Below are 1,344 nucleotides of genomic sequence, written 5' to 3'. Positions count from 1 at the left end.
TGATCGTCACCTGACTTATGTGGCCATGACCCGTCATCGCGAAGATTTGCAGGTTTATTACGGTGCGCGTTCCTTCGCCTTCAGCGGCGGGCTGGAGAAGGTCCTGTCGCGCCGCAATGCCAAGGAGACGACGCTGGATTACCGGCATGGCGCTCTTTACCGCCAAGCGCTGTCTTTCGCGGAAAACCGCGGGCTGCACCTCGTCAATGTTGCGCGAACGCTCGTGCATGACCGCCTCGACTGGACCCTGCGGCAGAAAGAGAAGGTCGCCGCTCTGGCCAGGCAACTACGTGCGGTTGGCGAGCGGCTTGGTCTTCTTCAATCCCCACTTCCGAAACAGAAGAAGGAGCTTCCGCCGATGGTGGCCGGCGTCAAACAGTTCGCCTTTTCGCTAGGCGATACGATCGATCAGAAGCTCGGCGACGATCCGGCGCTGAAACGCCAATGGGAGGACGTCTCGACCCGTTTCCGCTACGTGTTTGCCGATCCTGAGACGGCATTCCGGGCGATGAACTTTGAAGCCGTACTTACCGAGCGCGAAGCGGCGAAACAGACGCTGCAGAAACTCGTTGATGACCCGGCTTCGATCGGAGCGTTGAACGGCAAGACTAGCCTTCTCGCCAGCAAGGCGGATCGCGAGGCACGACGTGTTGCCGAGGTCAATCTGCCGGCGCTCAAGCGCGACCTCGAGCAATATCTGACGATGCGCGAGACGGTCCGGGAGCGGATCGAGGGCGAGGAAAAGAACCTGCGCCAGCGTGTGTCGATCGACATCCCGGCATTGTCGCCCGAAGCCCGCACCGTCTTGGAGCGGGTCCGCGACGCCATCGATCGCAACGATCTTCCGGCAGCGCTTGGGTTTGCGATCAGCAACCGGGAGGCCAAGCTTGAAATCGATGGTTTCAACAAGGCTGTCTCCGAGCGCTTCGGCGAGCGGACACTGCTGACCAATGCCGCGCGCGACCTCGAGGGGCCGCTGTTCGACAAGATGGCCTCCGGCCTTCAGCCCGCCGAAAAGGAGAGCCTGAAGGAGGCTTGGCCGGTGATGCGCACGGCGCAGCAACTGGCCGCGCACGAGCGGACCACGGCGACGCTGAAACAGGTCGAAGACCTGCGCCTCAGCCAACGCCAGACGCCGGCGCTAAAACAATGAACCTGCTGCGGGCAATCATGGTTCTTGGCGCATCAGCGATGGGCGTCGGGCTCTTCGCAGCCGCTGCCGTCATCGGCGGCTTCCGGCTGAACCTGACGCCGAGCGAGCCGCTCGGGCTCTGGCGGATCGAGATGGCGGGCCAGAAAATCGCTGTCGGCGATCTGGTCTTCATCTGCCCTCCGGTGACGCCG

General features: G+C 62.6%; 1 protein-coding gene and 1 pseudogene. Both read left to right on the top strand.

The features are described 5' to 3' along the window. The coding region (locus RCCGE510_RS32255; protein ID WP_007637581.1) for a BID domain-containing protein at positions 1-1,153 on the top strand (1,153 nt) is incomplete at its 5' end. Further along, positions 1,150-1,344 (top strand): annotated as a pseudogene (locus RCCGE510_RS32250) (S26 family signal peptidase); the annotation flags it as partial. The gene RCCGE510_RS32255 and the pseudogene RCCGE510_RS32250, both read left to right, overlap by 4 nt.

This window comes from Rhizobium sp. CCGE 510 (assembly GCF_000292525.1).
Lineage (GTDB): Bacteria > Pseudomonadota > Alphaproteobacteria > Rhizobiales > Rhizobiaceae > Rhizobium.
Note: the sequence above shows the minus strand (reverse complement) of the source record. Positions and strands in the feature narration are given on the sequence as shown.